The organism is Streptomyces argenteolus, assembly GCF_042902585.1.
GTDB classification, from domain to species: domain Bacteria; phylum Actinomycetota; class Actinomycetes; order Streptomycetales; family Streptomycetaceae; genus Streptomyces; species Streptomyces argenteolus.
In genome coordinates this window covers 204,680-229,141 of record NZ_JBIBEG010000004.1, presented here as the reverse complement: position 1 = coordinate 229,141, position 24,462 = coordinate 204,680, and the positions used below count along the sequence as shown (strand labels likewise).

The following is a 24,462-nucleotide window of genomic DNA, read 5'->3' as shown; positions in this document are numbered from 1 at the left end:
TCAGCCGGACGCGGGGGCGGCGGCGTACTCCTCGTCGGTGACCGGAGTCAGCCAGTGCACGACCTCATGCTCGGCGTCGCTCTCGTTGACGGCCAGGTGCACCATCAGCCGGTTCGGCGCGGCGCCGTGCCAGTGCTCCTCGTCGGCCTCGAAAAGGACGCGGTCACCGGGGCGGATGATCTCGACGGGCCCACCCCTGCGCTGACACAGGCCCACGCCCTCCGTGACGAAGACGGTCTGGCCCAGCGGATGGCGGTGCCAGTGGGTACGCGCACCCGGCATGAAGTGCACCAGGGCGGCGGTGAGCCGGGACGGCGGGGGCGCGGCAGCGACGGCATCGATGTAGACGTCCCCGGTGAACCAGTCGGCCGGGCCCTTGACCGTGTCCACCGAGCTTCGGGTGATCTGCATGGTCGTTCCTTCCTCGTGGGGTGTCCAGGACGGACGGGACAACCGAGGGACGGCATGACGACGCCGACGGCTCGGCTGCCCCCTGGGGTCAGGGCCTGAGGAGCGCCTTGACGGCGCGCCGTTCGTCCATCGCCCGGTAGCCCTCGGCCACCTGCTCCAGGGGCAGGGTGAGGTCGAAGACCTTGCCCGGCTCGATGCGTCCCGACAGCACGCCGTCGATCAGCTCGGGCAGGTAGCGGCGCACGGGGGCGGGGCCGCCACGCAGGCCGACGTGGGAGAAGAACAGCTCCTGCCCGTCGAGGGCGACCTCGTGGGGGACACCGACGAAGCCGACGTTGCCACCGGGCCGCGCCGAGTGCAGGGCCTGCCGCATCGCCTGGGCGGTTCCCACACATTCCAGGACGGAATCCGCGCCGATCCCGCCGGTGAGGTCCTTGATCCGGGCCACACCCTCCTCACCGCGTTCGGTGACGATGTCGGTCGCGCCGAACTCACGGGCGAGCTTCTGCCGGGAGGCGTGGCGGCTCATCGCGATGATCCGCTCCGCGCCCCTCTCCTTCGCGGCGATCACCCCGCACAGCCCCACGGCGCCGTCACCGACCACGACGGCGGTCGAGCCGGGCTTCACCTCCGCGGCGTCGGCCGCCCACCAGCCCGTGCCCATGACGTCGGAGACCGCCAGAAGTCCGGGCCAGTACCCCTCGTCCGGCACCGTGGCGGTGGCCACCAGGGTGCCCTGGGCGTGGGGGATGCGTACGTACTCCGCCTGGCAGGAGCTCATGAACTCGCGGTGCAGGCAGTTGGACTGGAAGCCGTTGCGGCAATTGGCGCACGTGTTGTCCGAGGTGGCGAACGAGCCGACGACGAACTGGCCCGGCCTGACCGAGGTGACCTCGCTGCCCACCTCCTCCACGAAGCCGACGTACTCGTGCCCCATGGGGTGCGCCTCGCCGGTCGGCTCCAGGCCGCGCCAGGGCCACAGGTCGGAGCCGCACACGCAGGTGAGGGCCGTGCGGATGATCGCGTCCGTGGGCTCGAGGATCTTCGGGTCGTCCAGGGTCTCGAAACGGACGTCACCGGGGGCGTGGATCACTGCTCCGCGCATGAGAGGTTCCTTACGTGCTCAGGCATTCGTTCGGTCGGCAGCCGCCGGAGGGGGCTGCGGGACGGGATCGGCGGCGGGTGGCCGCCCGGGGCCTGTCCGGCGCCCTTCCGCCGACCGGTACGGCCGAACGAGGAGCGCCACTCCACCCAGGTAACCCGCTCCGTCCGCGGTCAGCGAGTCACCGGCAAGAGGTGTACCGGCAGTACATCCCTCCGGTGGGGAACAGGCCGTACCGTCGAAGACGTGGACAACCATGCGGAAGTGCGCGAGTTCCTCACCTCGCGCCGAGCGAACATCACCCCGGAGCGGGCCGGACTGCCCGCCGGCCCCCGGCGCAGGGTGCCGGGGCTGCGCAGGAGCGAGGTCGCGGCTCTGGCCGACATGAGCGTCGAGTACTACGCCAAGCTGGAACGCGGCAACCTCGCCGGCGTCTCCCCGGCCGTCCTCGAAGCCGTCGCACGCGCCCTTCAGCTGGACGACGCCGAGCGCTCCCACCTCCTCCACCTCGCCCAGGCCGCCGACGGCTCACACGCCCTCACCCGGCCCCGGCGCCGCACCACCAGGCAGCAGTGGACCCCGCACCGCAGCCTGCGCTGGACCCTGGACGCGATCACCGCCGGCCCCGCCTTCGTCCGTAACGGCCGGATGGACATCCTCGCCGCGAACCAGCTCGCCCGCGCCTTCTACTCCGACGTCTACGCCACGCCCCTCAACCAGGCGAACCTGGCCCGCTTCAACTTCCTCGACCCCGCGTCCCGGTCCTTCTACGCCGACTGGGACACGGCGGCCGACACCGCGGTGGCCATCCTCCGAACCGAAGCCGGGCGGGACCCTCACGACAAGGATTTGCACGACCTCGTCGGCGAGCTGTCCACCCGTAGCGACGCATTCCGCACCCGCTGGGGCTCCCATGACGTCCGCCACCACGGCACCGGGACCAAAAACTTCCACCACCCGGCCGTAGGACAGCTCACCCTCGCCTACGAGGGACTGGACATGGCCGCCGAACCAGGGCTCACCCTCACGATCTACACCGCCGAACCAGGCTCCCCCTCCGAGGAGGGACTGCGCCTGCTCGCCTCGTGGGCGGCCACCCAGGAAGCCGATTCCCCCACCCGGCAGCCCACGACGGGCTGAGAACCGGGGCGACGGGGCTGGGGCACCGGCACGCGGTCCCGCGGGGCGTGAGCATGTACAACCGCCGGGTCCTCCGGAGTGCGGCTGCCGGATCCGTGAGCGTGGCGGAGGCACACCGCACGTACCCTCTTCCCGTGTCCGCACCTCGCCCGCACCGCGTCGCAGTCCTCGTGCTCGAGGGCGCCAAGCCGCTCGACGTCGGCATTCCCGCACAGGTCTTCACGACACGGGCGAGCATGCCGTACGAGGTGCGGGTGTGCGGGGCGGCGCCGGGCCTGGTGACCGGTGGCGACGGCCTCGCCTACCACGTCGCCCACGGTCTCGACGCGCTCGCGTGGGCCGACATCGTCTTCGTCCCCGGCTACCGCTTTCCCGACCGCGAAGACCCGCCGCAGGCCGTCGTCCAGGCCCTGATCGCAGCCCACGACCGGGGCGCGCGGCTCGCCGCCATCTCGACGGGCGCCTTCGCCCTCGCCGCCACGGGCCTGCTCGACGGCAGACGCGCCACGACGCACTGGCACTACACGCGGGCGCTGGCGGTCCGGCATCCGCTCGTCCAGGTCGACGAGAACGTGCTGTTCGTCGACGAGGGCAGCGTTCTCACCTCGGCCGGGGCCGCCTCCGGTATCGACCTGTGCCTGCACATCCTGCGCGGCGACCTCGGGGTGGCCGCCTCCAACCACGCGGCCCGACGTCTGGTGGCGGCCCCCTACCGCAGCGGCGGCCAGGCCCAATACGTGCCGCGCAGCGTCCCCGAGCCGCTCGGGGAACGATTCGCCGCCACCCGGGAATGGGCGCTCCACCGGCTCGGTGAGCCTCTCACCCTCGACCTGCTCGCCCGCGAGGCCGGGGTCTCCGCGCGCACCTTCTCCCGGCGCTTCGTCGAGGAGACCGGCTACACCCCGATGCAGTGGGTGATGCGCGCCCGCATCGACCTGGCCCGCGAACTGCTCGAACGCTCGCAGCGCAGTGTCGAGCAGATCGCCGCAGACATCGGGCTCGGCACGGGCGCGAATCTCCGCCTGCACTTCCAGCGCATCCTCGGCACCACCCCGAGCGAATACCGGCGCACGTTCACCCGCGGCGAGTGACCCGCTCCTCCCGGGCGCGGAAGGCACCAGCCCAGGGGCTTCGACCCGGCACCCGCGTGGCGGGGTCCGGGCACCTGCCCCGGGGGTCCGGACAGCGCTGGCGAGATCCTTGTGAACCGTGGCGATCCCGCCACTGTCAGCGGCCCGTGCCGCGAGCGAGCCTGAGGGGGAGAGAAAGGGACATCACTCATGACTCGCATCGCCATCAACGGATTCGGCCGCATCGGACGCAACGTGCTGCGCGCGCTCCTGGAGCGTGACAGCGCCCTCGACATCGTCGCCGTCAACGACCTGACGGAACCTGCCGCTCTCGCCCGGCTGCTCGCCTACGACAGCACGTCCGGACGGCTCGGGCGCCCGGTGACCGTGGACGGTGACGTCCTCGTCGTCGACGGCCGCCGGATCAGGGTCCTCGCGGAGCGCGAACCGGCGCAGCTGCCGTGGGCCGAACTCGGCGTCGACGTCGTCCTGGAGGCGACCGGCCGGTTCACCTCGGCCAAGGCCGCACGGGCCCACCTCGACGCGGGTGCGAAGAAGGTGCTCGTCAGCGCGCCCTCGGACGGCGCCGACGTCACGCTCGCGTTCGGGGTCAACACCGGTGCCTACGACGCCGCCGTGCACACGATCGTCTCGAACGCCTCGTGCACCACCAACGCGCTCGCGCCGCTGGCGTCGGTCCTTGACGAACTCGCCGGCATCGAGCACGCGTTCATGACGACGGTGCACGCCTACACGCAGGAGCAGAACCTGCAGGACGGCCCGCACCGCGACGCCCGTCGTGCCCGCGCGGCCGGCGTCAACATCGTGCCGACCACGACCGGCGCCGCCAAGGCGATCGGCCTGGTGCTGCCGAACCTCGACGGCAAGCTGTCGGGCGACTCGATCCGCGTACCGGTGCCGGTGGGCTCGATCGTCGAACTCAACACGACCGTCGCCCGTGACGTGACGCGCGACGAGGTACTGGCGGCGTACCGCACCGCGGCCGAGGGACCGCTCGCCGGCATCCTCGAGTACTCGGAGGACCCGCTCGTGTCGTCCGACATCACGGGCAACCCCGCCTCGTCGATCTTCGACTCGGCCCTCACCCGCGTGGAAGGACGCCACATCAAGGTGGTCGCCTGGTACGACAACGAGTGGGGCTTCTCCCACCGGGTGATCGACACGCTCGAACTCCTCGCCGACCGCTGACAGGTGACGCCGGGGGCGGTGCGCCGCCCCCGGCGACCTGCGCCGCCGGAACCGCCCGGCGGGCACCGCCGGCCCGACGTCGCGGCCGAGCCGGTCGAGGACGGGGGCGGGGTGGCGCTCAGCCTGATCGCAAGTAAGCTGAGCCTCACCTAATCGTGGTCCGACGGTCCTGTCCGGGAGTGGTCCTTGATGTCTCAATCGCGCGCAGCCCGTCAACTGCCACCGCAGCGCCCCATGTTCGTGACCGTCACCGAGGTGCGCAGGCTCGCGCCGCGCATGGTCCGGATCACGCTGGAGGGCGAGGCTGTGGGGGACTTCCACTACGCCGGCGCCGACCATCTGGTACGGCTGTTCCTCCCGGTCGACGACGACCTGCGGCTGCCGGTGGGCGCCGACTGGTGGGCCGAGCTCCAGGCGATGCCTGAGAACCGGCGCCCTGTCGTGCGCAACTACACGGTGCGCGGCATCGACCACGCCAACCGCCGGCTCGACGTCGACTTCGCCCTGCACGGGGACAGCGGTCCTGCATCCGCCTGGGCCATGAGGGCCGTACCCGGTGACAGGATCGGCGTTCTCAGCGACGGTGCCCGGTACGAGGCCGGTGAGGCGGACTGGCAGCTGCTGATCGGCGACGAGACGGCTCTTCCGGCGATCTCGTCCATGCTGGAGGGCGTACGCACCCCGGTGCACACCCTCCTCGAGGTCGAGGACGAGCAGGTCGTGGTGGACCTGGCCGGCGAGGCCACGTGGCTGTACCGCTCGGGCACCCCCGGTGCCCGGACGGTGGAGGCCCTGCGCGCGCTGCCCTTCCCGCCCGGGAGGCCCTACGTCTGGGTGGCCGGCGAATCCACCCTGGCCACGTCCGTACGGCGCTACCTGGTGAACGAGCGGGGCATCGACAAGGAGCACATCTACTTCTGCGGCTACTGGCGCGCAACCCCGGCCCTCCGTGCGGCCGGGGAAGCGCGGCGGGAGCCGGCGCACGTCTGATCGGGGCGCCTCGGGGCAGCGCCGCGGGAGCGCCGGAACGGATCGGCAGCCGGGACCCCCCCTATGCTCTTCGACCTGATCGAGGAGGAGTCCCTGTGGCGTTCCAGGAGCATGTGACACGGGCCGCCGTCGCGATCGTCGGAGAGTTCCCGGCGGACGACGGGATATACGCGGTGACGTTCAGGATCGACAGTGTCGATCAGGATCCGCGCTTCCCGTACGTGGCGATCGGCTACACGACCGAGGCCGACGCCGCAGAGTCGGCGACGACGGGGGCGGACGCATGGGAAGCGCGCTGGAGCTACGCGTGCTTCCCGCCGACGGGTCTCGAAGGGGTCAGGTCCGTCGGGTGCGACCCGGAAAGCGCGGAGTGGCACCGTCGCGAGGCGGAGACCCGGCAGTTCTGGTACGAGGACGACGACGAGCCGGACGACGCCGACGAGAGGCTGGTCACGTGGTTCTACGAAGTGTGCGTCGGGGCGGCCCGGCACCTTCACGAAAGCGGCCGGATCATCGAGGCGCTGGGGCGGCCCGTTCCGGTGATCCTCTACGACATGTTCGACCCGGACGTCATGTTCGAGCTGACCTCGGCTGCCAATCCGGCCGAGCTGATCACGGAATTCATGGCTGAGGACCCGATGGCCTCCGCGAGCTGAGGACGGGTGCGTGCGCCCAGCGGCCCTCGGCGGCCGGCACGGCTTTCCGGGCGCGTAGGTCCATGTCGAGGGCCGAGCGCAGAGGACTCGAGACCGGTGGAGGACGTCCCGGCCACCTCGGCAGCAGACGCCTCGCGGGGGATCGTGCCGCCCGCCCCGGCGGGCGGCAGGCCCTCCCTTGCGGGATGGTTTCGCCCGGTCGACACTTGAATGTGACGATTACGGCGGGGGGCTCATCAAGGATGTGTGCAGCTCATGCCCAGCCCAGACGGCGCCGATCACGAGCAGCAGGAACCGGAGACCCACGAGATCGTCACTCCGGAGCATCAGGGCGGTAAGGGCCCGTCAGATGTGTTCCTGGACGTTCCCGCTCTCCACGTCGACGAACTCGATCTGGAAGTCGACGACCTCGAAGCCCATGTGTCGCTGCAAGCCGAGGTACTGGACCTCCTCAAGCTGAACGTCGGTGCGGACGTCAGGCTGGGGCGCGTCTCGCTGGGCATCGACGGCGTGGACGTACAGGCACAGCTCAGGGTGCGGCTCCACAACATCGCCCTCATCGTCACCCGGCTCCTGGCCACGGTCGACCGCAATCCGCAGATCCTCGAGCAGCTGACCAGAAGCGCGGGCGCGGCGATCGAGAGTGTAGGCACCGGGACCAGCAGGGCCGTGGGGGAACTGGGCCAGGGTGCGGGGGCAGCCGTGAGCGATGTCGGGCGGGGCGCCGGGGCGGCGGTCGAGTCCGTCGGTGACAGCGCAGGCGCAGCCGTGGAGGGCGTGGGTGGCCGCACCGGGGCCGCCGTCGAAGAGACGAGCCGCACCGCTGCGGAAAGGGTCGGCGAGGTGGCCGCGGGCACGGTCGGCGAGGCCGCCGGCAGCGCCCGGAAGGAGAGGGGAGGCGACGGGGGAGAGGGAGCCGAGGCCAGACCCACCCGACGCCGGGGCCCCGGACGCGAGCGCGGGTCCACGAAGCGGGGCAGCGCGACGCGCTCGGGCGGGGCGGGAGAGACCGGGCCGGAAGAGAAGCGGGCAGCTGAGGCGCCGTCAAGAGCGGGACGAGCCGGTCGGACCGTGAAGGCCGCCTTGCGGAAGGCTGCCTCGAAGGAGACGGCTCCGGAGGGGGCCGCCTCGAAGAAGGCCGCCTCGAAGAAGGCGGCTTCGGAGAAGGCCGCCCCGAAGAAGATTGCCTCGAAGGAGACGGCTCCGGAGGAGGCCGCCCCGAAGGAGCCCGCCCCCGCCCCGAAAAAGGCCGCTTCGAAGGAGACGGCTCCGGAGAAGGCCGCCCGGAAGAAGGCCGCGCCGAAGGAGACGGCTCCGAAAAAGGCGGCTCGGAAGAAGGCCGCTGCCCGAAAAGCACCGTCCCGCAAGGCCGCCTCCGGAAAGGCGGTTGCCGCGAAGACGTCCGCGGCACGTCCCACCGCGAAGAGGGCGGACAAGGTTGCAGGCCGGTCCTCCGGCACATCCTCCGAGGATCCCGCGTCGCGCCGTACGCGGCGCCGGACGTAGATCTCCGCCGTGCGCGGAAGAAGCTTCCGGCCGCGTCGTCGCATGACCTCCATGCCTGTGGGTTCCAGGTGTGGTGTTCGCGGATGAGTTGGGGGTACCCGTGGGGACGGGCCGGTCCATCCGGGAGCCGGCCGGAAGCTGAGCGTCCCGAAGGAGCGGCAGATGACCACGCAATACGGCAACCAGCCGGCAGGGCACCACCCCCACGGCGCCTCGCAGCGCACGGCGACCGGCAACGTGCTGAGCATCATCGCGATGGTGCTCGGTGCGATCTCCTTACTCTTCCTGCCGATCGTCTTCGGTGTGATCGGCCTGGTGCTCGGCATCGTGGCCAAGACCGTCCGCCATGAGCGGCTCGCCGTTCCCGCCATCGTGGTCAGCGCCGTGGGCCTGATCGGCGGCATGGTCCTCGGCGCCCTGCTGGCAGGCTCCTGAGCCGCCTCGGTGCCGGTGCCACCTCGGCTGCTGGCTGGGCCCCCGATCGTGGGGCCCAGCCAGCAGCCGAGGTGTTGTCCGACCGGCGTCGCCGTACGGGCCGGAGGCGGACACCGCCCCGGGCCGACCGCACGTCGCGCACCGGAAGATCGTCGCGCCCGTCTTCGCCCCCGGTGCGACACTGGCGAGGTGACGGACACCGAACGGCAGACGGACCGGCGTCTGGAGCGAGCCATCCTGGACCTGCTCGAACGGCGTGGGCCGAGCGCGACGATCTGCCCCTCCGATGCGGCGAGAGCTGTGTACGAGGGGGACGGCGACGGCTGGCGCGCGCTCATGGAGCCCGCCCGGCGCGCGGCCCGGCGTCTCGTCACGGCCGGCGAGGTGGAGATCACCCAGTCCGGGCGTCCCGTCGACCCGGCGCACGCCCGCGGCCCGATCCGTATCCGCCGCACCCGCTGACCCACAGGACGACCGTTCCAGGCGCATCCGCCGCCCCACGAGACGACCGTCCCAGGCTCTCCCGGCGACCGGCAGGGCACCCCGCACGGTGAGCGGACCACCACCGACGCGTTCCCCTCGCACGGCGCTGTTCTTGCGGATGGTGGGGTGCGTCCCGAGTGGAGGTCCGGTGACGGCCGGGCCGAAACCCCGCATAGGCTGATGCCGTTGGCCAGAGCGTCACCGTGGGGGTAGAGAACAGACATGAGCCAGGCGACGGAGTTCTTCCAGCCGCTCCAGGCGGACGACCCGCCCACCGTTGCGGGCTATCGGCTTGCCGCGCGGCTGGGGGCGGGCGGTATGGGCCGGGTGTATCTGTCGCACACACAGGGTGGCCGTCCCCTGGCGATCAAGGTCGTGCGTCCGGAACTGGCTGACGACCCGGACTTCCGGCGGCGGTTCGGCCGCGAGATCAAGGCGGCACGGCGAGTCCGAGGGGCTTACACCGCCGAGCTGATCGACGCCGACGCCGACGGCGTCCCCCCGTGGCTGGCCACGGTCTACGTGCCGGGACCGTCCCTGACGGACGCCGTGACCCGGAGGGGGCCGCTACCGGTACCGGCGTTGCTGTGGCTGATGGCGGGGGTGGCCGAGGCGCTGCAGGTCATCCATGCCGAGGGCATCGTGCACCGGGACCTGAAGCCGTCGAACGTGCTGCTGGCCGCGGACGGCCCTCGGGTGATCGACTTCGGGATCGCGCTGGCCGCGGACGGGACGGCCTACACGGCGACCGGAGGTGCCCTCGGCACCCCCTTCTACATGGCCCCCGAGCAGGCGTCCGGGGGCGAGATCACAGCGGCGACCGATGTCTTCGCACTCGGCCAGACGGCGGCGTTCGCGGCCCTGGGCAAACCGCTCTACGGCGACGGTTCGGCCGTGAACGTGCTCTACCGGATCGTCCACTCCGCCCCCGACCTGTCCCTGCTGCCCGAGTCGTTGCGTCCCCTGTTCGCCCGGTGCCTGGCAGCCGACCCGGCGGAGCGGGCCACGCCGGCAGAGGTCGTGGAGTGGTGCCGGCAGCGCCTCACAGTGGACGTCGGCACGGGTGGGGGACCCGAGGTGTGGCGGGAGATCGCCGGTCCGCAGGCCACGGTCCCCGCGCCGGTCCCCGACCCGACCCCGGCTCAGCCCTCCGTGACGGTGCCCGGCCCGACGCAGGTTCGCCCGTCCGTTCCGGTATCCACCTCCGCCTCTGTGTACGCGTACGCGCAGGCCGGCGGCATGCCGCAGCGGACTCCGGAGGAGCGGAAGACACAGAGGCGGCGCACCGCGCTGATCGCGGCCGGCGCCGTAGCGGGAGGCGCGCTGCTGGTGGCTGCTCTGACGTGGTCGATCCTGGACGTGCGGGAGCGGCTCATCGAGGCGGATTCGGCCGGCCCCGGCTCGTCCGCCACGGAACCGGCCGTGCGGGCGCCGCGATCCGCACCGGCCTCCTCCGACGCGTCGGATCCGTCGGCGGTCGGGGCAGGTGACGGGACATCCGGGGACGGGGTTCCGTCGCCGGACGCGACGCGGGAGCCACGGCCCGAGGGCTTCCCCCTGGTGAGCCTCTACCGGAACAGCTCGCTGAGTCTGAAGAGCGCCGAGCCGGAGCTGAAGAGCCGTAAGGGCGACATCCGCCTCGATTGCGAGTCGGCCGGCTGCGAGTTGAAGAGCGACCACACCGTGTTCATGCAGATCTTCGGCGGACAGGGCACCACCCTCGGCGAGTGCCGGCTCATGCTCGCCAAGGCCACGAGCCACCGATGGCTGCTGGCCGCCACAGCCGCCGGTACCGAGATCTGCATGAAGGACGACGAGGGAAACATCGGTCTGTACGCGATCCAGACGAAGTCCACGGCCCTGCCTGACCTCGCCTTTCTGCAAGGGGACTTGACCATCTGGCGGGGAGCGGCCTGAAGCGGCCGTGCGGGGGTACGGCCGGCCAGGACGGGTGACCGTACCGTTATCCGGGGGAGGGCAACCGATCGCCACCGTTCGCGGTCGAAACCGGCGTGATCAGAAGCCACCTCCTGCCGATGTCCGCCGCCGTAGCCTCAGCCGCCCTGCTGCTCACCGCATGCGGCGCGGACGGAACCGACGACAAGCCCGCACACCCGGTCTTCGACGTGCCGGTCGAGCAGCAGCCCCGCCAGGCGTTGCTGACGACCCAGGCCGCCCGTACCGCGAGCTTCACCCAGACCCTGACGTTCACCTCCCCGTCCGGTGACACCGTGCAGACGACCTCGGGACGGCTGGACTTCCCCGGCGGCAGGGCCGTCGGCTCCAGCGCGTGGGCGGTGGCCGAGGACCTGCCGGAGGAAGCCAGGGACGTGCTGCTGGGCGTCCGCCTGGGAGCGGGCCGGGCACCCGCGCAGACCCGGGTGGCCGTCGAACCGGACACCATCCGGCTGCGAGCGGGCGAGGCCGGCTACTGGTTGCGCTACGACGGGGCCTTCGACGCGTTCGGGACGGGCGCCGCGATCGGCGCGCTGAGAGGGACGGAGTCCGCGTTCGGCGGCACACTCCTCGAAGTCCTCAGCGGGGCACAGGAAGTGAAGCAGGCGTCGGCGGAGAAGGGCGGACGTACCTACCGGGCGAAACTCACCGCCTTCAACGCCCTGCGCATGTTCCCCAAGGACCTGGGCGCCGAACTCGCCGCCGACATCGATCCGCACGGTACGGCGACGCCCGTGTCGCTCAGCATGTCCGCGGACGCCAAGGGGCGCGTCACACGCGCGGAGGCGGACTTCTCGGGCCTGCTCGACACGGAGGACAGCGCCCTGGCCGAGGTGACCGGGCTGCGCGCCGTCCTGAAGGTGAGCGGATTCGGGGCGTCCGCGCCGGTCATGCCCGCCGACTCGGAGCCGACACTCGACGCGAAGACGGCTGTCATGCCGGTCGGTGAGATGAAGAAGGGCGGATGCGCCGACCTCACGACCGGCACCCGCACCCTCGACATGATGGTGTCCGTTCCCTGCGCGCAGCGCCACGAGGCCCGCGTCTTCGCCCACGCACGCTTCGACGCGGCGTACCCGGGCCACAAGGAGGCCAGGCGGATGGCCCGCGACGCATGTGAGGACGCCTACGGGGCGGTGCCCGCGGCCTGGACCGCGGAGGCGGTCGAGAAGGACCACTTCGGCTACACCTGGCCCGGCAAGGACAGGTGGGGTGCCGGGGGAGACCCGGTGGCCACGTGTTTCGTCGAGACACGCTGATGCACGCCTCCCTCGCCTCCCGACGAGCCCACGCCCCTCGCGTCGAGAGTCACCGCGGGCTCCGGTCACCACGAGGCGATGACCGGCGGTTCGAAGGGGCGCTGCCCCCAGGCCGCGTCGAGGCGCCCGAGCCGGCCGGGGGCTGCGATGCCGTGCAGGGAGGCGACCCTTCCGTCGCTGATCCCGAAGGCCACGGCACCCACGACCCGGTCGGCGACCACCGCGACGACGGCGGGGGAACCGTTGAGCCTCGCGATGTGCATCGCGGGGGAGCCGCCGGCAAGTCGCCGCTTCGCCGGGGTGGGCCTGAAGCCGGCCCGGACGTAGGACGCGACGCGTTCGCGCGTCCGGTACCGCAGCAGCCGCCGCGCCAGTCCCGCACCGTCCGAGACCGCGATCACGTCGGCGGTGAGCAGCTCCACCAGGCGCTCCGTACGCCCGGACGTGGCCGCCGCGAGGAACTCCTCGACGACGCGGCGCGCGGACGCGGGGTCCACCTCGCCGCCGCGTCGCTCGGCGGCGACCCGGCTACGGGCCCGGTGGACGTGCTGCTGGCTCGCGGACTCCGTGATGTCGAGGATCCCCGCGATCTCCGCATGGGGGTAGGCGAAGGCCTCGCGCAGGACGTAAGCGGCCCTCTCGACCGGCGAGAGGCGCTCCATGAGGATCAGCACGGCAAGGGAAACCGATTCGCGCTGCTCGAAGGTGTCGGCCGGACCGAGCATGGGGTCGCCGTCGAGGAGCGGTTCGGGCAGCCAGTCCCCGGCGGCGCGCTCATGCCGCGCCTGAGCCGAGCGGAGCCGGTCGAGGCAGAGGCGGGTGACGACCTTGGTCAGCCACGCCTCCGCCACCCTGATCTGCTCGTGGTCCGCCGCCTGCCAGCGCAGGAACGTGTCCTGCACGGCGTCCTCGGCATCGGTCGCCGAGCCGAGCATGCGGTACGCGAGCGAGGCCAGCCGGCCCCGGACGGCCTCGAACCGATCGACGGCAGCGCTGTCCATGCGCGACAGCCTAGGCGCCAGTCCTCACCCCGGCGGCCCCGGGCACGGTGGCCACGCGGCGTCTGCGTCGCGGCACGCCGAAGGTCGGGTGGACAATGCCCCAGCCGGCCCCCTTGAGCACACCCGCCTTGAGCCGCGCGGCGGTCCGGCCGCCCAGGTACCAGGACGTCGACCGCGCGTCCCCGTCGACCATCTGGAAGATCGCGTCCCGCCGCCCGAGACTGATGTGGTTCCCGTAGTACGTGAGTCCGGTGACCGGGACCTTGTCACCGGTGAGGCGCGCGATGATCGCGGCGGTCGCCTGCATGTTGGTGACGCCGGCCGAGGCGCAGGACATCGGCAAGGGCCTCCCGTTGTCGCCGATCGCGTAGGCGCAGTCACCGGCGGCGTAGACGTCAGGATGCGACACCGAGCGCATCGTGCGGTCGACGACGATCCGGCCGGAGCCGGCGACCTCCAGGCCGCTGTCCGCCGCCACCGACGGTACGGCGAACCCGGCCGCCCACACGGTCACGTCGGCCGGAAGGGACCTGCCGCCGGTGGCGATCGCCCGCTCCGGTTCGACGGCCACGATGCCGGCGTGCTCGTGGACGGTGACGCCGAGCCGGCCGAAGCTCTCGCGCAGATGGCGGCGGGCCTTCGGGGAGAGCCAGGCGCCCGGTTCCCCCCGGGCGGCGAGGGCGACCGAGAGGTCGGGCCGGGACTCGGCGAGCTCCCCGGCCGTCTCGATGCCGGTCAGTCCCTCACCGACGACCAGCACGTTGGCGCCCTCACCCAGTGCCGCCAGACGCTCGCGCAGCCGCAGCGCAGAGGACCGGCCTGTCACGTCGAAGGCGTACTCGGCCGCGCCGGGGACACCCTGGTGGGCCACCGAGCTGCCGAGCGCGTGGAGGAGCGTGTCGTACGGGACCTCGTGGTCGCCGTCCTCCCCCGTCACGGCGACGGTCCTGCGGTCGAGTGCGATGCCGGTGACGTGCCCGATGCGCAGCCGCACGCCGGTGCCCGCGAACACGTCGGTGAGCGTGCGGAACGTGATGTCCTGGCCCGCTGCCAGCTGGTGGAGCCGCATCCGCTCGACGAAGTCGGGCGCGGCGTTGACGACGGTGATCTCCGTGTCGGCAGGGGAGAGCCGCCGGGCGAGGTTTCCGGCGGCGAAGGCCCCGGCGTATCCGGCGCCGAGGACGACGATGCGGTGCTTCATGGCGTTGCTCCTGTCTCGTTGGCGTACCCCTTCGACGAGACAGGGCCGCGCTTGCTGACAGAGAACTGCTGTGACGTGGGTCACCCCCTCCCGTCGCAGGCCGGCTGCGGGTCCGGGCCTTACGGGGGAGACCATCACGGAAGCCGGTCGGTGGCGCCCGTGCGCCCAACGCCCGGTTCCGGGGACGCCGATGAGTTCTCGTCCTCGCGGAGGTCCTACCAGCAGTGACGCCCACCCCGGCGCTACCACCCCGACCTGAACCGGAGAGATGGCATGTCAGTAGACCGAGAGCGGAAAGCCGCAGCCGAGGGCCGTGTCGTCTCCGCCGACGGCACCGAGATCGCATTCGAGCAGTCAGGCCGTGGGCCGGCCGTCGTCCTGGTTGCCTCGGCACTGGCCGACCGCTCCGACACCACCCGGCTCGCGGCGCTCCTCGCCCAGCACTTCACCGTGATCAACTACGACCGGCGAGGGCGGGGTGCCAGCAGTGACGGCGGCGCGTACTCTCCCGACCGTGAGATCGAGGACATCGCCGCCTTGATCGCCCACGCCGGCGGCTCGGCGTCGTTGTTCGGCTCGTCCTCCGGCGCGGTCCTCGCCCTGCGCGCGGCTGCCGCGGGAGTGAACGTCCACCGGCTGGCCCTCTACGAACCGCCGTTCGTGGTCGCCGAAGGCGACGAGGCACCGCCCCTGGACCTCGCGCGGCAGATCGCCGTGCTGCTCGACGCGGGCCGTCGCAGTGAGGCGGTCAGGTACTTCATGACCAAGGCGCAGGGCATGCCCGGTGTGGCCGTGTTCTTCATGAAGCTCATGCCGAAGACATGGGCAGGCCTCGTCGAACTGGCCCCCACTCTGCTCCACGACATCGCTGTCATGGGCGACACCCAGCGAGGCAGGCCGCTCGACCCCGAGGAGTGGAAGGGGGTGGCCGTACGTACCCGTGTGCTGACCGGGGGCAAGAGCCCGGCCGCCTTCCGCCGCGCCGCCGTCGCTCTCACCGAGATCCTGCCGCAGGCCGACCACCGCACCCTTCCCGGCCTCAACCACGGCGCGGTCGTGATGGCCCCGAAGAAACTCGCCCCGCAGCTCACCGAGTTCCTCGCGAGGTGAACCCGCCGCCCGGGCGCTCGCCCGCACCCGTATCGCAGCGAGGCCCACCTCTGCCGGGGCCGTGAGCCCTTGGGCGAGCACACCGTACGCGCACGATCCGAAACGTGATCAGGTGATCCGCCGCGGGCCCGGGCGCCTCTTTGCGAAGATGTGTGACCCACGAGAGGAGCCCCACCCGTGTCCGCCTCCATGTCCTTCCTGCTGGAACGCCTGCACGCGGCCGGGCTGACCGATGTCGTCGCGGTCGAGCCGGCCTCCGGGGGCCTCGCGGCGACCGCGGGGCTCGCCCACCGCCGCGACGGCACGCAGGTGTTCGTCAAGGCCTTCCGTGAGCCGCCGTCGGAGGACACCTTCGCCGCGGAAGCCGAAGGGCTCACGGTGCTGCGCGAGAGGGGTGGCGGCGCGACGCCCGAGATCCTCCTCGCGGATCGCGACGTGCTCGTGCTCTCCGTGCTGCGGCCCCGGGCGGACACCGTTGCGTTCTGGGAGCAGTTCGCGCATGTGCTCGCCCACCTGCACACCACCACGCGGCACGCCCGGTTCGGGTGGCACCGGGACAACTGGCTCGGTCGTCGCAGGCAGGTGAACACCTGGGAGGACGACGGGTTCGAGTTCTTCGCACAGCACCGTCTCCTGCGCTGGCTCGGCGAGCCTCGTGTCCAGCAGGCGCTCGGCCCCGCGGACCGGGCGGCGCTGGAGCGGCTGTGCGACCGGCTGCCCGAGCTGCTGCCGCTCAGGCCCGCCTGCCTGACGCACGGTGATCTGTGGTCGCTGAACCTCATGGCCACCCCCGACGGCCGGCCCGCGCTGATCGACCCCGCCGTGTCGTACACGTGGGCTGAGGTCGACCTGGCCCACCTGTGGACGACGTCCCCGCCTCCCGAGGCGAACGGGTTCTTCGAGCTGTACGCCGAACTGACCGGGCTCGACCGCGACTGGCGCGAACGGATGCCGATCCTCCAACTGCGCCAGCACCTGGCCGTGACGGCCCAGTTCGACCCCGACTGGGGCGCAGCCGACCTCGTACGCGCCACCCTCGCCCCGTTCCGGCGGCGCCACTGACCCAGGTCCGGTCACGCCAGGACGTGGCGGTGCCCGGACCAGGGGCGACGCCTCAGAGTACGGCGAGCCGGTCCACCAGGAGCTCGGTCCTGCGCTCGGATTCCTCCGGCGGCAGCCGGCCCGCCCGGGTCAGGGTCGCCACCCCGTGGAGCGATGCCCAGAACACCTCCGTGAACAGGCCCGGGGCGACGCCGTCCCCGGCCACCTCGCCGAGGGTCTCCATGAGCGCGGCGAAAGCGTCCTTGAGGGGTGCCGGGGTGTCCTCCTGCGCGTAGGCCAGACCGCCGTCGAGCTGGAAGATGGCGTCGTAGACCGCCGGGTTGCGTGCGGCGAAGGTGAGGTAGGAGCGCGCGAGGGCGGCGACCCGCTCGCGCGGGCCGTCCACGGCGGCGGTCGCGGCCCGCACTGCGGCGGCCAGCTCGGTGGCGCCCTGGAGGGCGACGGCGCCGATGATCTCGCGCTTGCCGCGGAAGTGGCTGTAGAGGACGGGCTGGCTGTACTCGATGCGCTCGGCGAGCCGGCGAGTGGTGACCGCGTCCCAGCCCTGCTGCTCGGCGAGTTCACGGGCGGTCGCCACGATGAGGCGCTCGCGCTCCGCCCGTTCACGTTCCTTGCGTTCCTGTACCGACATACATGGATCCTAGCACTGCTAGACAATCGAGCGGCATTAGGGCTAGCGTTGACTCATCATCTAGCGACGCTAGATCACAGGAGGGGTCATCATGCTCAACGCACTTGAGGTGTTCACCACCGTGTCCGTCGGCGTGATGGTGGGGGTGGAGTTCTCCGTCGCCTTCGTCATCAACCCGATCCTCGACGCACTCCCCGAGGACAGTGGTCAACTCGGCCGCGCCCACGGGGGCCGGATGCTCGGCGCCGTCATGCCCGTCTGGTACATCACCTCGCTCGTCCTCGTAGGGATCTGGGCCGTCGCCGGACGGCACCACCACGGCGCCGGTCTCGTCATCACCGCCGGGGGGCTGCTGGCCCTCAGCGTGATCATGTCGATTCTGCTGCTCGTCCCGATCAACAACCGGGGCAAGACGTGGACCCCGGAGAACCGGCCCGCCGACTGGAAGCAGCAGATGAACCGCTGGGACCGCTTCCACTACGCCCGCGTCGCCGTCCTCATCGCCGCCTTCGCCCTGCTGGTCGCCGCCCTCGGCTGAGCCCGCGGGGCCGGCATCGTGCCGGTGGGGCGGGTGCGCGGCGACCCGCCCAGAGGGTGGGCGCCGGCCTCCATCGCACACCCTCGGAGAGGCCCGTGCGGCGCCGGTCGGTGTCGGCACGGGGGAGAAAGCGCGAACGACCCGGCAGGGGCGCGGCCCCGGCGAGGGCGCCCGGTCCGCAGCGGCCAGGAGTTCTTGATGGTGCGGCAGCCCGCCGAAGTCCGGAAGGGCCGCCTGTTCTCGGTCACGGCCGCAGGTTGTGCCGGTCCGCGACGGAGCTGACGTGCGCCTGGTGCCCCGGGCGGAGGCGGCGAGTCCTCCGGAGGGCTGAGCTCTGAGGAAGCTGCGTGAGGTGTCCGGCCGGGCAGGAGAGAGGAGGGCGGACCGCGGGCCCTCAGCGGTCGCCCGCATGCGGACGCGCCGGCTTCGGCAGTGGCTGCTGCCAGTCGCCCAGTGTGGTGAGGAGGAACTGACGGGCGAGGGGCCGTATGTCGTCCCACGCCGGATCGGTGGTGAGGGCCTCGCCCCAGAGGCCGTGGTGCGAGGACGCCTGGGTCGCGCCGAGGTGACGGCCGACGCTGCGCAGCTCCCTCAGCTCATCGGGTGCGAAGACGCCGCGCTCCGCGAGGCCTTCCGCGCCGCGGCAGAGCAGTTCCACCTCTTCGACGACGTCCGCGGTCTCCGTCGCACGCGCGCCCAGCCAGGCGAGCTGATCGGGACGGTCGGCCGACAGGAGGGTTATGAGGCGCAGCGTCCAGGTGCGCAGGTGTGCGTCGCCGAGAGGGTTCACGCAGTCAGGCTCGCACCTGAGGCTGTTCGTCCCCCGATCCAGGTCAGCACCCCGAGCCCGTGGAGCGTCCGGTCAGCAGTTCCGCCAGGCGCTCGGCGAACTCGGTGAGCAGGACCCGCCGTGGACCGTCGCGCGCGACCCGGAAACCATGGCGCCGGCCCCAGAACGCCGCCTGGACGGCATGGAACTGCGCCCATCGCCGGACACGCTCCCGATCGAGCTCCGCGGCCTCGGCGAAGACGTCCAGGACGCGGTGGACAGCCTTGCCCAGATCATCCGCCTCCAGGAGCGCCGGCGCACGGGACTTCAGCAGGGTGCCGCCGTCATACGCGGGATCTCCCACGTAACCCTTGGGATCGACGGCCAGCCACGGCTCCCGATCTGCCCGCAGGATGTTCCGGGCATGGAAGTCGCCGTGGACGACGGTGTCCGGCTGGGGCCGCCCCAGCTCCCGCACGGTCGCCACGGCGGCGCCCACCACCTGACGCGGCAGGGTGTGCGTCAGCTCCCGTGTGTCCTCGCACAGCTGTTGCTCCCAGGCGTCGGCCCGCTCACGCAGCCGGAGCAGCCCGGGCGGAGCGGGGATGGCCAGGCGGCGGCTCAGCCGCCCGGCGACCGTCACCACCTGGTCGCCGTCCTCGACCTCCGCGAGGGTCGACGGCCGTGCCCGCTCCAGCACCATCGCGAAGTGTTCGTCGTCGCGCTCGTGCAGTACCACTGCGCCGCGCCCGCCCCAGGCGACGAACGCGTCCGGCTCGTGGACGTTGCCGGGGTGCGGGAACGACACCTTCAGCACCGCCTGCCCTTCGGCTTCCCGACGGACCGGAAGGATGACGCCGACGCCCCCGTGCAGGACCTTCCCGTCCGGCACACACCCCCAGCGCCCCAGCAGCTCGTCCACGATGCCCGGCAGCTCGGCGAGCCACGCCGCCCCGGCCTCCCCCTCGCGGTCGAGGGTGCTCTGCACGAACTCCTCCGGCATCGTTGTCATCCGGGCACCCTACGCGTCTCCCCGTCGACACCACCGGACCCGAGCTGCTGCTCATGCCCGGCAGCCCGCACGACCAGGCTCGCGATCGAAGCCGGTGGCCTCAGGCCTCGCCTCGAAAGACGTGCTCCCGCCCCTCGCCGTCTTCGAACTCGACGGTGAACCGCATGCCCATGTCGCGCAGTGCGCTCAGCAGTACAGCGATACGGTCAGGGTCCACGAAGCCGCTGAACAGGACGGGGTCCGAAGGAATCAGCTCGAACTCGGCGCATGCGCACGTGATTTCGAATGTGGTCCAGCTCGATCGGCGGACGCTCCACCCGGCGGCGTGGAACTCCTCGGCCACCTGCTGGGCTTCGGTCGCCGATGTGAGGGACCCCCACATGTTGGTGCCGAGATCAGCCTGTGCCAGCGCGGCGGCGTCGAGGCGAGGTCCGCCCGATGTGCCGGAGGTGAAGTCCACGGACGTCGACGCTAGCAGGCAGTGGATGTGCGCCTGCCGCGCAGGGGGCGCCCTGCTCCGGGATGCGGAGGCGGATGTCACCGCTGTTCCCCGGCGAGGAAGTGCCGGAGGTCGGCGACCAGGGAGGCCATCTGCTCGCCGGCCTCCAGCCAGGTGGTCACCAATGCGCTCCAGCCCGCGGCGGCCTTCGGCCAGGGCCGCACGGTCCAGGTGAGACCGACGTGTCCGCCCGACCGGAAGACGGCCGACAGAGCCAGGTCCCGATCGCTGGTCTGCCAGCTCCTTTCACCGTCCCACCCGCGGTAATCGGCGGCGAGCCCTGCCAGGAACGGGACGAGATCGCTGTCCCAGCTCCAGGCGGCGACCTCGTCGACGCGAGCGGTCAGACCCGGGGCACGGAGCTCGACGGCGTAGTGGACGATGTCCTCGTCGAACCCGAACCGGTTGCTGAACGTCACGCCGACCGAGGCATTGTCCTGGCAGCGGATGGTGACACCCGCAAGGTCTTCAGGGTCGTCGTACGGAAGGCGCATGGGCGGAACGCTAGGGCGGCACCCCGTGCGCCGTCACCTGAATTCGTCGCCGACGGAGCGTCGATGTGCCCAGATGCCGCACGGCTGAGGTGGCGAGGCGGTGGAGTCACGGCGCGCGGTGCCACCCGCGTGTCCCGCCACGGCCCGCACCGTACGCATGCCGTGCTGCGCGTGCCGACGACCACGACGCACTGCCACGCAACCGGCGACCGCACGCGTCCGTCCCGTCGTGCCGATGCTGACGGAGGGGCGCCCTCGGAGTGCTGAGGCGAAAGTCTTGCGGGGTCAGTGCACCGCCTCGTAAGTTACCCGTAGGTAGTTTACGTGGGTGGTGCCCACCGGGTGTGCGGAGGAGGGGATCGGCGTGTCCGTCTGCCCCCTCCTCGCGAGAAGCGGCTGGGGTGGCGCCCGCATGAGCCCTCGCGGTGGTGAGGACCCGACGACTGGCTCTCCGTATCCCTGCACCGAGAGGTTCGGGGGATCGATTGCCCACTACTTCGCACCGGCGCCCGATCGGTCCCTGTCGTCCGAGAGCCCTCGCCGCCTTCCGCCCGCCCGCCGATCCCGCCTGCCCATCCATCCACCCGCTTTGAGGGAGCTCGTATGCCTACGCTCGATCGTCAGGAGAGCGTCTTCGTTCTCGATCTCGGTGACGGTGAGAACCGTTTCCACCCCGACTGGGTCGCCTCCGTGGGTGCGGCACTGGACGAAGTGGAGAAGGCGGGGGGGCCGCGGGCCCTGGTGACCGCTGCGACGGGGAAGTTCTACTCCAACGGTCTCGACCTGGACTGGCTGTTCGCCCATGCCGACCAGCACCAGGAATACGTCGTATCGGTACAGGAGCTCTTCGCGCGGTTGCTGGCCCTGCCGGTGATCACCGTTGCCGCTCTGCAGGGCCACACCTTCGCTGCCGGGGCGATGTTCTCGCTGGCTCACGACTTCCGTGTGATGCGTGCCGACCGAGGCTTCTGGTGCCTGCCGGAGGTGGACATCAACATTCCCTTCACCCCCGGCATGTCCGCCCTCGTCCAGGCCCGGCTCGCCCCGCAGACCGCGCACCGGGCCATGGTCACCGCCCACCGATACGGGGGCAGTGACGCCGAAGCCGCCGGCATCGTCGACCAGGCTGTCGCCGAGGACGCCGTCCGGGCTGCGGCGGTCGCGCTCGCCCAGGCCCAGGTGGACAAGGCCGGTGACACCCTCGGCACCGTCAAGGCGCGTATGTACGGCCCCGCCCTGGCCCTCCTGCGCGACACGACCGCCCCTCTGGGTTGATCCCCCCGCCCTGATGACTCTCGCCGGGACGGAGGCGGAGGAAGGGCTCCGGCTCATCGTCGGGTGACCCCGCTGAAGGTCACAGGCTTCTCCGTCCGAGCTGCCGGCGCCCGCGCCCGCGCCCGCGCCCGCGCCAGCGCGGGCCCGGCGCGGTTGCCGCCCATGCGTGCCCGCACGGGGAACAGCGGGGTGCTCCGGTGGCCGTGTCGGTGTGTCGTGGCGGGGAGGGCGGGGGAGAAGCGGTCGAGGCGCTGAGCGCCGGCTTCCCCCTCAGGGGGGAAGCGGCCCGGCGTTCGGACATGCCGCCCTCCCGTGCCCGCGACGGCCACGGCGGCAGGGGCGCGGGCGCGACTGTCCGACGGGCGACGTTCATGGCGGGGTGCAGGGACGAACGTGGCCTCTCTACCGGTCGGGGTGTCTGTGGGCCGGTACCCGGTGGCTCGTCCCTGTCCCGCGTGCGTGCACTGCGGTCACTTCTTGGACCTGCTGGCCTTCTTGGCCGGTCGCTTGGCAGCCGCCTTACGCGCGGGCGACGCGGCCCGTGCGGCCTGCTCCTCGGTCGCCGTCCCCTCCGTGGAGAGCGATCCGCCCGTGCTCTCCAGGTGCGCGCGGACGAACCACTGGAACTGCTCCAGGGAGCGCAGGTGCTCGACGAGGAGGTCTTCGGTGACGGGATCGATGGAGCCGGCCTTGTCGGCGGCTGACCGGTGGTCCTTGATGACGCCGGTGTACACGAGGTCCAGGGCGCCGAGATGAGCGATGGCGTCGGCGCGACCGATGCTGTAGTCCTCCCAGGTGCGCTCGGACACCAGTACGCCGGGGGTGCCCTGCGGCACACCGCCGAGCGCGGAGATGCGCTCCGCGGTGCCGTCGGCCATCTCCCTCACGGCGGAGGTCTGCGGATCGAGCATCTCGTGCACGGCGATGAAGTGGGGCCCCACCACGTTCCAGTGGATGTGCTTCAAGGTGAGCGCGAGGTCGTTGAGGGCGTGCAGCCGGGCGCTCAGGAGGGTGACGAGCTGCTGGCCGTTCTTCGTCGTGAGGCCAGGGATCGTGTAGCGCGGGGTGGGGGACGGCATGATGCTCCTTTTGTCGGGATTTCCGCAGTTCCTCTGCCCTCTTCTGCCGCTTCCGTAACAGGTATGGCGCGTTCGTGCTCAGGCGGAGCCGATCGGCCACCATCGGGGCGCCTCCGCACACCACCTGGTACCCCCGCCTTCCCTTGTCCGGAGGTCTGCCTGCGGCAGTCCAGGGCGGGGCTGGAGGTCACCGGCTGGTCCCGCGAGCGGAAATGGTCGATCCGCGGGGCGGACTCGTTCCGGGGCCCTGCCCTCATGGCAGGTGAGAGCCGTGCCCGGCCGACGGCGCCGGAGCGGCCCGGCCTGGTGCGACGCGGAAGCCGCTGGGCAGATTCGCCGGATCGCCCGCCTCGCGCACCTGACCGGCCGAATCGACGTATCCGACAACGATTCGGCTTGCCTGACGCAGTCCGCAGGGCAGCACCTGCGCCGGGAAGTGGCGGAACGGGAATCGGCCTGGCAGCCGGGCTCCCGGTCCCTCGCCGAAACGCCCCACGCCGAGCCGGCGCTGCGTAGCCTCTCCCCGTTCACGAGTCACCGGGTGCTGCGCTGCGCGACCAGCACCCGGCCACGACTGACCGTGGCCGGAGCTTCCTTGTCCGCGAGCAGCGACGGCGCCTTCGGGGTCGGTACCGGGATCATCGGCGACGACCTCGGCCGGTTCGCCACAGCGCACGAAGCGGTACGCAGCCGTGCCCGAACTCGCGGCCGACCTCGGCCCCGTCACGGCCGGGAACCTTGCGCCCGAGCCCTGGGGCCCTTCGACGACGGGCACACCGTGAGCAGTTCCGCGCGGGTCGTGCCGTGTCGCCGGGGTGCGCGCGGTGCCCGAAGACACGACGTGGCATCGTGGTGCCATGACCATCGCGGTTCGGCCCGCCACGGCCTTCGAGGATGTCCGTACCCTGGTCGGCCCGAAATCCCCTGGGGCCAATGTCTGCTGGTGTCTGAGCTACCGGATTCCGTCCACGCTCAACAACGAGCTCCGCGGCCCGGCCCGCGGGGAGTACGTCGCCGAGTTGTGCCGTGCGGAGCCCCCGCCGGGGGTTCTCGCCTACGACGACGAAGAGCCCGTCGGCTGGGCCGCCGTCGCGCCGCGCTCGGACACCTCCTTCGCGCGCAGCCGCAGGATCCCGCACGTCGACGACCTGCCGGTCTGGTCGCTGTGGTGCATCCGTGTACGCCCCGGCCATCGCAAGAAAGGGCTCTCGCACGCCCTGATCGCCGGAGCGGTCGCGTTCGCCCGTGACCACGGGGCACCGGCGATCGAGGCATACCCGCTCGACAACGGTGGTGCCAAGGTCGACGCGACGATGGCTTATGCCGGAATCCGCGAGAACTTCGAGCGCGCAGGGTTCGTCCACGCCGCCGACACCACCTCGGTACTGGCCGGGCACCCCCGCGTTCTCATGCGGCTCGACCTGCGCCGATAGATCGGCCGCTGTGCCCCGACGGTGACGCGTCGTGGGCCGCACGCGGCACCGCCAGGCCCATGAACAGGCCGGGCTGCTCCTCCTGTGCCGCTGCGGCTTGCTCCGCTCCGCCGGTCGGGAGGAGGCACGACGGGCGGCGTA

Annotated in this window: 25 protein-coding genes and 1 pseudogene; 16 read left to right on the top strand and 10 right to left on the bottom strand. The window is 71.8% G+C overall.

Going from position 1 to position 24,462, the window contains the following annotated elements; all coding sequences use genetic code 11:
* Complete coding sequence (locus ACFY8O_RS17015) at nucleotides 1–411, bottom strand: (R)-mandelonitrile lyase (protein ID WP_387902964.1); 411 nt, start codon at nucleotides 409–411, stop codon at nucleotides 1–3.
* An 88-nt stretch (nucleotides 412–499) separates the two neighbouring features.
* On the bottom strand, nucleotides 500–1,516 hold the full coding sequence (locus ACFY8O_RS17010) for a zinc-dependent alcohol dehydrogenase family protein (RefSeq protein WP_387902961.1): 1,017 nt from the start codon (nucleotides 1,514–1,516) through the stop codon (nucleotides 500–502).
* Nucleotides 1,517–1,759: 243 nt separating this feature from the next.
* Between ACFY8O_RS17010 and ACFY8O_RS17005 the strand changes: the two genes are divergently transcribed.
* The 10 genes from ACFY8O_RS17005 (at nucleotide 1,760) to ACFY8O_RS16960 (ending at nucleotide 12,217) form a co-directional block, all read left to right on the top strand.
* A complete protein-coding gene (locus tag ACFY8O_RS17005; protein WP_387902959.1) occupies nucleotides 1,760–2,653 on the top strand; it encodes a helix-turn-helix transcriptional regulator in 894 nt (297 codons plus the stop codon).
* A 134-nt stretch (nucleotides 2,654–2,787) separates the two neighbouring features.
* Nucleotides 2,788–3,744 (top strand): GlxA family transcriptional regulator, encoded by a 957-nt coding sequence (locus tag ACFY8O_RS17000; RefSeq protein ID WP_387902956.1) that lies wholly within the window; start codon nucleotides 2,788–2,790, stop codon nucleotides 3,742–3,744.
* Nucleotides 3,745–3,933: 189 nt separating this feature from the next.
* Complete coding sequence (gap, locus tag ACFY8O_RS16995; RefSeq protein ID WP_145807312.1) at nucleotides 3,934–4,932, top strand: type I glyceraldehyde-3-phosphate dehydrogenase; 999 nt, start codon at nucleotides 3,934–3,936, stop codon at nucleotides 4,930–4,932.
* A 189-nt stretch (nucleotides 4,933–5,121) separates the two neighbouring features.
* On the top strand, nucleotides 5,122–5,922 hold the full coding sequence (locus tag ACFY8O_RS16990) for a siderophore-interacting protein (protein WP_387902954.1): 801 nt from the start codon (nucleotides 5,122–5,124) through the stop codon (nucleotides 5,920–5,922).
* A gap of 95 nt (nucleotides 5,923–6,017) precedes the next feature.
* Nucleotides 6,018–6,578 carry a hypothetical protein gene (locus tag ACFY8O_RS16985; RefSeq protein ID WP_387902952.1) on the top strand — a complete coding sequence of 187 codons (561 nt, stop codon included), beginning with the start codon at nucleotides 6,018–6,020 and terminating at the stop codon, nucleotides 6,576–6,578.
* Nucleotides 6,579–6,833: 255 nt separating this feature from the next.
* Nucleotides 6,834–8,084, top strand: coding sequence for a hypothetical protein (locus ACFY8O_RS16980; protein WP_387902950.1), 1,251 nt, complete (start codon nucleotides 6,834–6,836; stop codon nucleotides 8,082–8,084).
* A gap of 162 nt (nucleotides 8,085–8,246) precedes the next feature.
* The gene (locus ACFY8O_RS16975) at nucleotides 8,247–8,519 is read left to right on the top strand and encodes a hypothetical protein (RefSeq protein ID WP_387902948.1); all 273 of its coding nucleotides are present in this window, start codon (nucleotides 8,247–8,249) and stop codon (nucleotides 8,517–8,519) included.
* Nucleotides 8,520–8,708: 189 nt separating this feature from the next.
* The gene (locus ACFY8O_RS16970; protein WP_387902946.1) at nucleotides 8,709–8,981 is read left to right on the top strand and encodes a DUF3253 domain-containing protein; all 273 of its coding nucleotides are present in this window, start codon (nucleotides 8,709–8,711) and stop codon (nucleotides 8,979–8,981) included.
* Nucleotides 8,982–9,224: 243 nt separating this feature from the next.
* Nucleotides 9,225–10,919 (top strand): serine/threonine-protein kinase, encoded by a 1,695-nt coding sequence (locus ACFY8O_RS16965; protein ID WP_387902943.1) that lies wholly within the window; start codon nucleotides 9,225–9,227, stop codon nucleotides 10,917–10,919.
* A 119-nt stretch (nucleotides 10,920–11,038) separates the two neighbouring features.
* Nucleotides 11,039–12,217 (top strand): hypothetical protein, encoded by a 1,179-nt coding sequence (locus tag ACFY8O_RS16960; RefSeq protein WP_387902940.1) that lies wholly within the window; start codon nucleotides 11,039–11,041, stop codon nucleotides 12,215–12,217.
* Between the two features lie 65 nt (nucleotides 12,218–12,282).
* Here the strand turns inward: ACFY8O_RS16960 and ACFY8O_RS16955 are convergent, their stop codons facing one another.
* Together ACFY8O_RS16955 and ACFY8O_RS16950 are read right to left on the bottom strand one after the other, a co-directional pair.
* Complete coding sequence (locus ACFY8O_RS16955) at nucleotides 12,283–13,218, bottom strand: sigma-70 family RNA polymerase sigma factor (protein WP_145807298.1); 936 nt, start codon at nucleotides 13,216–13,218, stop codon at nucleotides 12,283–12,285.
* A gap of 10 nt (nucleotides 13,219–13,228) precedes the next feature.
* Nucleotides 13,229–14,419, bottom strand: coding sequence for an NAD(P)/FAD-dependent oxidoreductase (locus ACFY8O_RS16950; RefSeq protein ID WP_387902937.1), 1,191 nt, complete (start codon nucleotides 14,417–14,419; stop codon nucleotides 13,229–13,231).
* A gap of 273 nt (nucleotides 14,420–14,692) precedes the next feature.
* On the opposite strand from ACFY8O_RS16950, the gene ACFY8O_RS16945 reads away from it, so the two are divergent.
* Together ACFY8O_RS16945 and ACFY8O_RS16940 are read left to right on the top strand one after the other, a co-directional pair.
* Nucleotides 14,693–15,529 carry an alpha/beta fold hydrolase gene (locus ACFY8O_RS16945; protein ID WP_387902934.1) on the top strand — a complete coding sequence of 279 codons (837 nt, stop codon included), beginning with the start codon at nucleotides 14,693–14,695 and terminating at the stop codon, nucleotides 15,527–15,529.
* 177 nt (nucleotides 15,530–15,706) lie between these two features.
* Nucleotides 15,707–16,591 carry a fructosamine kinase family protein gene (locus ACFY8O_RS16940; protein ID WP_387902933.1) on the top strand — a complete coding sequence of 295 codons (885 nt, stop codon included), beginning with the start codon at nucleotides 15,707–15,709 and terminating at the stop codon, nucleotides 16,589–16,591.
* Between the two features lie 52 nt (nucleotides 16,592–16,643).
* Here the strand turns inward: ACFY8O_RS16940 and ACFY8O_RS16935 are convergent, their stop codons facing one another.
* A complete protein-coding gene (locus ACFY8O_RS16935; protein WP_145807292.1) occupies nucleotides 16,644–17,222 on the bottom strand; it encodes a TetR/AcrR family transcriptional regulator in 579 nt (192 codons plus the stop codon).
* 91 nt (nucleotides 17,223–17,313) lie between these two features.
* Here ACFY8O_RS16935 and ACFY8O_RS16930 point away from each other — a divergent pair, with 91 nt between their 5' ends.
* Nucleotides 17,314–17,760 carry an anthrone oxygenase family protein gene (locus tag ACFY8O_RS16930; protein ID WP_145807290.1) on the top strand — a complete coding sequence of 149 codons (447 nt, stop codon included), beginning with the start codon at nucleotides 17,314–17,316 and terminating at the stop codon, nucleotides 17,758–17,760.
* Nucleotides 17,761–18,154: 394 nt separating this feature from the next.
* Here ACFY8O_RS16930 and ACFY8O_RS16925 read toward each other — a convergent pair whose 3' ends face one another.
* From ACFY8O_RS16925 to ACFY8O_RS16910, 4 genes are all read right to left on the bottom strand, one after another.
* Nucleotides 18,155–18,550 carry a hypothetical protein gene (locus ACFY8O_RS16925; protein ID WP_387902929.1) on the bottom strand — a complete coding sequence of 132 codons (396 nt, stop codon included), beginning with the start codon at nucleotides 18,548–18,550 and terminating at the stop codon, nucleotides 18,155–18,157.
* A gap of 43 nt (nucleotides 18,551–18,593) precedes the next feature.
* Entirely contained in the window at nucleotides 18,594–19,541 is a 948-nt protein-coding gene (locus ACFY8O_RS16920) for an aminoglycoside phosphotransferase family protein (protein ID WP_387902927.1), read from the bottom strand.
* A 100-nt stretch (nucleotides 19,542–19,641) separates the two neighbouring features.
* Entirely contained in the window at nucleotides 19,642–20,001 is a 360-nt protein-coding gene (locus ACFY8O_RS16915) for a hypothetical protein (RefSeq protein WP_387902924.1), read from the bottom strand.
* 77 nt (nucleotides 20,002–20,078) lie between these two features.
* Nucleotides 20,079–20,534 (bottom strand): DUF6228 family protein, encoded by a 456-nt coding sequence (locus ACFY8O_RS16910; protein WP_387902921.1) that lies wholly within the window; start codon nucleotides 20,532–20,534, stop codon nucleotides 20,079–20,081.
* Nucleotides 20,535–21,137: 603 nt separating this feature from the next.
* Here ACFY8O_RS16910 and ACFY8O_RS16905 point away from each other — a divergent pair.
* Nucleotides 21,138–21,809, top strand: a complete 672-nt coding sequence (locus ACFY8O_RS16905; RefSeq protein WP_387902918.1) for an enoyl-CoA hydratase-related protein — start codon at nucleotides 21,138–21,140, stop codon at nucleotides 21,807–21,809.
* Between the two features lie 470 nt (nucleotides 21,810–22,279).
* Here ACFY8O_RS16905 and ACFY8O_RS16900 read toward each other — a convergent pair whose 3' ends face one another.
* The gene (locus ACFY8O_RS16900) at nucleotides 22,280–22,891 is read right to left on the bottom strand and encodes a Dps family protein (RefSeq protein ID WP_387903709.1); all 612 of its coding nucleotides are present in this window, start codon (nucleotides 22,889–22,891) and stop codon (nucleotides 22,280–22,282) included.
* 259 nt (nucleotides 22,892–23,150) lie between these two features.
* Here ACFY8O_RS16900 and ACFY8O_RS16895 point away from each other — a divergent pair.
* Together ACFY8O_RS16895 and ACFY8O_RS16890 are read left to right on the top strand one after the other, a co-directional pair.
* Nucleotides 23,151–23,516 (top strand): annotated as a pseudogene (locus ACFY8O_RS16895) (DUF6193 family natural product biosynthesis protein); the annotation flags it as partial.
* Between the two features lie 229 nt (nucleotides 23,517–23,745).
* Nucleotides 23,746–24,321 carry a GNAT family N-acetyltransferase gene (locus ACFY8O_RS16890; protein ID WP_387902916.1) on the top strand — a complete coding sequence of 192 codons (576 nt, stop codon included), beginning with the start codon at nucleotides 23,746–23,748 and terminating at the stop codon, nucleotides 24,319–24,321.
* Nucleotides 24,322–24,462 lie beyond the last annotated feature (141 nt).